The 5,354-nt window shown below is 49.6% G+C and carries 5 protein-coding genes, 4 tRNA genes and 1 pseudogene; 3 read left to right on the forward strand and 7 right to left on the reverse strand.

Annotated features, from left to right (window positions below; translation table 11 throughout):
- The 5 genes from tuf to OGY09_RS03090 form a co-directional block, all read right to left on the reverse strand.
- The coding region (gene tuf / locus OGY09_RS03070) for an elongation factor Tu (RefSeq protein ID WP_049014834.1) at window positions 1–1,169 on the reverse strand (1,169 nt) is incomplete at its 3' end.
- 118 nt (window positions 1,170–1,287) lie between these two features.
- Window positions 1,288–1,363: transfer RNA gene (locus OGY09_RS03075), tRNA-Thr, on the reverse strand.
- Window positions 1,364–1,368: 5 nt separating this feature from the next.
- Window positions 1,369–1,443 (reverse strand) — tRNA-Gly (locus OGY09_RS03080).
- A 114-nt stretch (window positions 1,444–1,557) separates the two neighbouring features.
- Window positions 1,558–1,642: transfer RNA gene (locus OGY09_RS03085), tRNA-Tyr, on the reverse strand.
- A gap of 8 nt (window positions 1,643–1,650) precedes the next feature.
- Window positions 1,651–1,726 (reverse strand) — tRNA-Thr (locus OGY09_RS03090).
- Window positions 1,727–1,745: 19 nt separating this feature from the next.
- Here OGY09_RS03090 and OGY09_RS03095 point away from each other — a divergent pair.
- Together OGY09_RS03095 and coaA are read left to right on the forward strand one after the other, a co-directional pair.
- A pseudogene (locus OGY09_RS03095) lies at window positions 1,746–1,826 on the forward strand (hypothetical protein); the annotation flags it as partial.
- 289 nt (window positions 1,827–2,115) lie between these two features.
- A complete protein-coding gene (coaA, locus tag OGY09_RS03100; protein ID WP_003031107.1) occupies window positions 2,116–3,066 on the forward strand; it encodes a type I pantothenate kinase in 951 nt (316 codons plus the stop codon).
- Window positions 3,067–3,098: 32 nt separating this feature from the next.
- On the opposite strand, the gene birA is transcribed toward coaA, so the two are convergent.
- Together birA and murB are read right to left on the reverse strand one after the other, a co-directional pair.
- Entirely contained in the window at window positions 3,099–4,061 is a 963-nt protein-coding gene (gene birA, locus OGY09_RS03105) for a bifunctional biotin--[acetyl-CoA-carboxylase] ligase/biotin operon repressor BirA (protein ID WP_003826969.1), read from the reverse strand.
- The gene (gene murB, locus OGY09_RS03110) at window positions 4,058–5,086 is read right to left on the reverse strand and encodes a UDP-N-acetylmuramate dehydrogenase (RefSeq protein ID WP_008787122.1); all 1,029 of its coding nucleotides are present in this window, start codon (window positions 5,084–5,086) and stop codon (window positions 4,058–4,060) included. Before murB ends, birA begins: the two co-directional genes overlap by 4 nt.
- Window positions 5,087–5,149: 63 nt before the next feature.
- On the opposite strand from murB, the gene OGY09_RS03115 reads away from it, so the two are divergent.
- A partial coding sequence (locus OGY09_RS03115; protein WP_286589931.1) for a hypothetical protein occupies window positions 5,150–5,354 on the forward strand: 205 nt, incomplete at its 3' end.

The following is a 5,354-nucleotide window of genomic DNA, read 5'->3' on the forward strand; positions in this document are numbered from 1 at the left end:
GCAACAACGCCCGCACCAACAGTACGGCCGCCTTCACGGATTGCGAAACGCAGACCGTCGTCCATCGCGATTGGGTGGATCAGGGTAACAACCATTTTGATGTTGTCTCCCGGCATTACCATCTCTACGCCTTCCGGCAGTTCGATGGTACCAGTCACGTCAGTAGTACGGAAGTAGAACTGCGGACGGTAGCCTTTGAAGAACGGAGTATGACGGCCGCCTTCGTCTTTGGACAGAATGTACACTTCAGATTCGAACTTGGTGTGCGGCTTGATAGAGCCCGGCTTAGCCAGTACCTGACCACGTTCGATTTCTTCACGTTTGATACCACGCAGCAGAACACCAACGTTCTCACCAGCACGGCCTTCGTCCAGCAGTTTGCGGAACATTTCAACGCCAGTACAGGTAGACTTAGCAGTCTCTTTGATACCAACGATTTCAACTTCTTCACCAACTTTGATGATACCGCGCTCTACACGACCGGTAACAACGGTACCACGACCGGAGATGGAGAATACGTCTTCGATAGGCAGCAGGAACGGCTTGTCAATCGCACGCTCTGGTTCTGGGATGTAAGAATCCAGGAAGCCAGCCAGTTCGATGATTTTCGCTTCCCACTCTGCTTCGCCTTCCAGCGCTTTCAGAGCAGAACCACGAACGATCGGAGTGTCGTCGCCCGGGAAATCGTACTGAGACAGAAGTTCACGAACTTCCATTTCTACCAGTTCCAGCAGCTCTTCGTCATCAACCATGTCGCATTTGTTCAGGAACACGATGATGTACGGAACGCCTACCTGACGACCCAGCAGGATGTGCTCACGAGTCTGCGGCATCGGGCCGTCAGTCGCAGCAACAACCAGGATCGCGCCGTCCATCTGCGCAGCACCGGTGATCATGTTTTTAACATAGTCGGCGTGGCCCGGGCAGTCTACGTGTGCGTAGTGGCGAGTCGGGGTGTCATATTCAACGTGAGAAGTGTTGATGGTGATACCACGAGCTTTTTCTTCCGGCGCGTTATCGATCTGGTCGAATGCACGAGCAGCACCGCCGTAGGTTTTAGCCAGTACGGTAGTGATTGCAGCGGTCAGCGTTGTTTTACCATGGTCAACGTGGCCGATAGTACCGACGTTAACGTGCGGTTTAGTACGTTCAAATTTTTCTTTAGACATCGATTGTCCCTCTAAGACACGGATAAATCGGTGATATCACCACATCAACCAGGCAATATACCTGAGCTGTTGAATGCTTTTAAAAGTAAACAGAGAGAAACGGGAAGGAGAAGTGAAGTGGTGCTGATACCCAGAGTCGAACTGGGGACCTCACCCTTACCAAGGGTGCGCTCTACCAACTGAGCCATATCAGCACGTCTGGAGCGGGCAGCGGGAATCGAACCCGCATCATCAGCTTGGAAGGCTGAGGTAATAGCCATTATACGATGCCCGCATCCTGAAACTCGGCTACCCAGTTCTTTCTGCAACAAAAAAGAGATTTCTCTCTTTTCTGTTCGAGCTGATTAATTTTTTAATCAACTCAGGCGGCGATAACGCTGCCAGAAAGTGGTGGTGGGGGAAGGATTCGAACCTTCGAAGTCTGTGACGGCAGATTTACAGTCTGCTCCCTTTGGCCGCTCGGGAACCCCACCGGACTTGATGGTGCCGACTACCGGAATCGAACTGGTGACCTACTGATTACAAGTCAGTTGCTCTACCTACTGAGCTAAGTCGGCATCAAGTAGCGCGCATTTTATGGAGACATGCGCACTCATGCAACTAAAAAATTGCATAAAATGTTCTATCGCTCACATTTTGCACTATACGACCGATAAATAATCTATTTCTTCTTTGGATTGGACAAATTTCCAACGTCAGGTACCTCCTCTGGGAGGAATTTTGCTCCGGCAGGTACGCTTTGATAGAGAGAAAGCACATCTTTATACATCTGGAATACCCGTCACATTGCATTTCAGAGGATGATTTTTTCTTATTATTCCCCCCCATCTGGTGTTACCCTCCTGCCCATTGTCCAAATTAACTGAAATGTGCGTGCCATTGCGTACCGGGATGATTTCGTTTTTTACCGCAGACCTGATATAGCAATGACAGCCAGACCATGCGTATGAGTATAAAAGAGCAAGCGTTAACGTCGCCTTACCTACAGTTTGATCGCAACCAGTGGGCTGCGCTTCGTGATTCCGTGCCGATGACCCTGACCGAGGAAGAGATTGCTCGTCTTAAAGGCATTAACGAAGACTTATCGCTGGAAGAAGTTGCCGAGATTTATTTGCCTCTCTCGCGTTTGCTAAACTTTTACATCAGTTCGAACCTGCGACGTCAGGCCGTGCTGGAGCAATTTTTAGGCACGAATGGCGAGCGTATTCCTTATATTATTAGCATTGCTGGCAGCGTCGCCGTCGGTAAAAGTACGACTGCGCGTGTTTTGCAGGCTTTGCTCAGTCGCTGGCCCGAGCATCGCAAGGTTGAGTTGATTACTACCGATGGCTTTCTCCACCCTAACCAGGTATTGAAAGATCGTGGACTGATGAAGAAGAAAGGCTTCCCCCAGTCCTATGATATGCATCGCTTGGTTAAATTCGTTTCCGATCTGAAATCAGGCGTACCTAACGTCACGGCGCCGGTCTATTCCCATCTCATCTATGATGTGATCCCTGATGGCGACAAAACCGTTGCCCAGCCCGACATATTAATACTCGAAGGGCTAAATGTATTACAAAGCGGGATGGACTATCCTCACGATCCGCATCATGTATTTGTTTCTGACTTTGTCGACTTTTCTATTTATGTTGATGCGCCAGAAGAATTACTCCAGACGTGGTATATCAACCGTTTCCTGAAATTCCGTGAAGGGGCATTTACCAACCCGGACTCTTATTTCCATAACTATGCAAAATTATCAGAAGATGAGGCTATCAACACCGCCACATCGTTATGGAAAGAGATTAACTGGCTGAATTTAAAACAAAATATATTACCAACGCGTGAGCGAGCAAGCTTAATTATGACGAAAAGTGCCAATCATGCCGTTGAGCAAGTCAGGTTGAGAAAATAAATAAAAAAGGGGAGCAACAGCTCCCCTTCTTATTACTCAGCGCTTCTTAGCGATATTTCTCCACCCATCCAGGGTTTGATCTCGCCATTTTGTTCAAGCAATAATGCACCTTGCGCGTCTATTCCACGAGAGATGCCAAATATTTCTTTATCGCCAATAATAAGTTTGACCGGGCGGTCGATAAAGTTATCCAGTCTCTTCCAGCGAGACAGATACGGCGCTAAACCTTCGTGCTCAAAGAGCACTAACGCAGCACGCAACTCACGTATCAGTCGGGCAGCAAGGGTATTGCGATCAATGTTAATGCCCGCTTCCTGCAAGTTAATCCAGCCTTGATTAACCACATTTTCTTCAACCCGGCGCATGGACATATTAATACCCGCACCGATAACAATCTGCGCGGCATCCCCTGTCTTACCGGTCAGTTCAACCAGGATCCCTGCCAGCTTACGGTCGAGCAAATAGAGGTCGTTGGGCCATTTTACACGTACCTTCTCTGCGCCCAGATCGCGTAAAACCTCGGCCATGACGATACCAATAACCAGACTCAGGCCAATCGCGGCAGCCGGTCCTTGTTCCAGCCGCCAGAACATTGAAAGGTACAGGTTGGCACCAAACGGTGAAAACCATTTGCGACCACGGCGACCGCGCCCGGCTTGCTGATATTCAGCGACACAGGCATCCCCTGACTCCAGTTGACCTATTCGGTCCATCAGGTACTGATTGGTTGAGTCGATAACCGGCAGGACTGTGATATTTCCACCATCCAGTTGAGAATGAATAAGTGAGGCATCTAATAGTTGGATAGGCTCCGGTAAGCTGTATCCTTTACCTGGAACAGTAAAGACATCAACCCCCCAGTCGCGTAACGTCTGGACATGCTTATTGATTGCGGCACGGCTCATTCCCAACTTTTCACCGAGCTGCTCACCGGAATGAAATTCGCCATCAGCGAGTAATGAAATAAGCGTCAGAGGGACGGTATTATCCTTCATGCAATGATCTCCACAGCATTCATTTCACCCTGCGGGCCAATAAACCGAACCTCTGGTTCGAGCCAGACATTAAATTTCTCACCGACTTTTTGACGTACATGATGTGCAAGTTGCACCACATCCTGACTCGTCGCATTGTCTGCATTGATCAGCACCAGAGCCTGCTGTTGATGTACCGCTGCGCCACCAATGCGCATGCCTTTTAGCTGACACTGGTCGATAAGCCAGCCGGCTGCCAGTTTCACAGAACCATCAGCCTGCGGGTAATGAGGTGCTGTTGGGAATTTTGCCAGGAGCTCCTGCGCAATCTCTGCGGTGACAACCGGGTTTTTAAAGAAGCTTCCTGCATTCCCGTTTACTTTCGGATCGGGCAGTTTTGTCGTGCGCATATGGCAGACAGAATCAAAAACCTGCTGAGGCGTCACCGTTGTAGGATCCAGGCGCGTCAGATCGCCATAGGTCAGTACCGGATGCCACTGTTTAGACAAGCGTAAACCAACAGCAATAATTGCGAAGCGATCCTGGTATTCATGTTTGAAGATGCTGTCACGATAACCAAAGCGACATTCTGCTGCACCAACGCGCAGATGTTTGCCAGTCGACAGCTCAACGCAGTCTACGTATTCGCAGACGCGCTGTAGCTCTACGCCATAGGCACCAATGTTCTGGATTGGCGATGAACCCACGCAGCCTGGGATAAGCGCCAGATTTTCCAGGCCAGGCATACCAAGCTGCAACGTATGCTGGACCAGATGATGCCAGTTTTCACCCGCACCTACGTGCAAATGCCACGCATCAGGTTGTTCTGTAATCTCAATACCCTTAATACGATTGACGATCACCGTACCCTGGAAGATATCAAGAAACAGGACGTTACTCCCTTCGCCCAGGATCAGTACAGGATGATGCGATGCATTGGCTGATTGCCAGGCATTCAGTAATTGTTGTTCATTTTCGGCGCAGACAAGTTCATTCGTTTGCTGATCGATACCGAAGGTGTTCCAGGCTTTAAGGGAGTGATTCATAGACGCTTTCCTGATGCAAAATCGCGCCTAGTTTACCGCATATACCGCAGGATGGCTTGTGTTATGGAGGCTCAGGATATTGCTTTGTACCCGATGGTGCGGTGTTGTGATGTGCCTGATGCGCTGCGCTTATCAGGCCTACAAAATACATTCAGCCCGGCCCCTGTAGGCCGGATAAGGCGGCACGTCGCATCCGGCGGTTTTCATCCCGCACAGACGCAAAAAAGCCCATCCGTCAGGATGGGCTTCTTCACTAAATTAATGCCTG

It is taken from the genome of Citrobacter sp. Cpo071 (assembly GCF_030332765.1).
Classification (GTDB): Bacteria; Pseudomonadota; Gammaproteobacteria; order Enterobacterales; family Enterobacteriaceae; genus Citrobacter; species Citrobacter portucalensis.

Coding starts and splice junctions, on each gene's coding strand:
- birA (WP_003826969.1), bottom strand. CDS start 4,061: ATGAAGGATAATACCGTCCCTCTGACGCTTATTTCATTACTCGCTGAT.
- coaA (WP_003031107.1), top strand. CDS start 2,116: ATGAGTATAAAAGAGCAAGCGTTAACGTCGCCTTACCTACAGTTTGAT.
- murB (WP_008787122.1), bottom strand. CDS start 5,086: ATGAATCACTCCCTTAAAGCCTGGAACACCTTCGGTATCGATCAGCAA.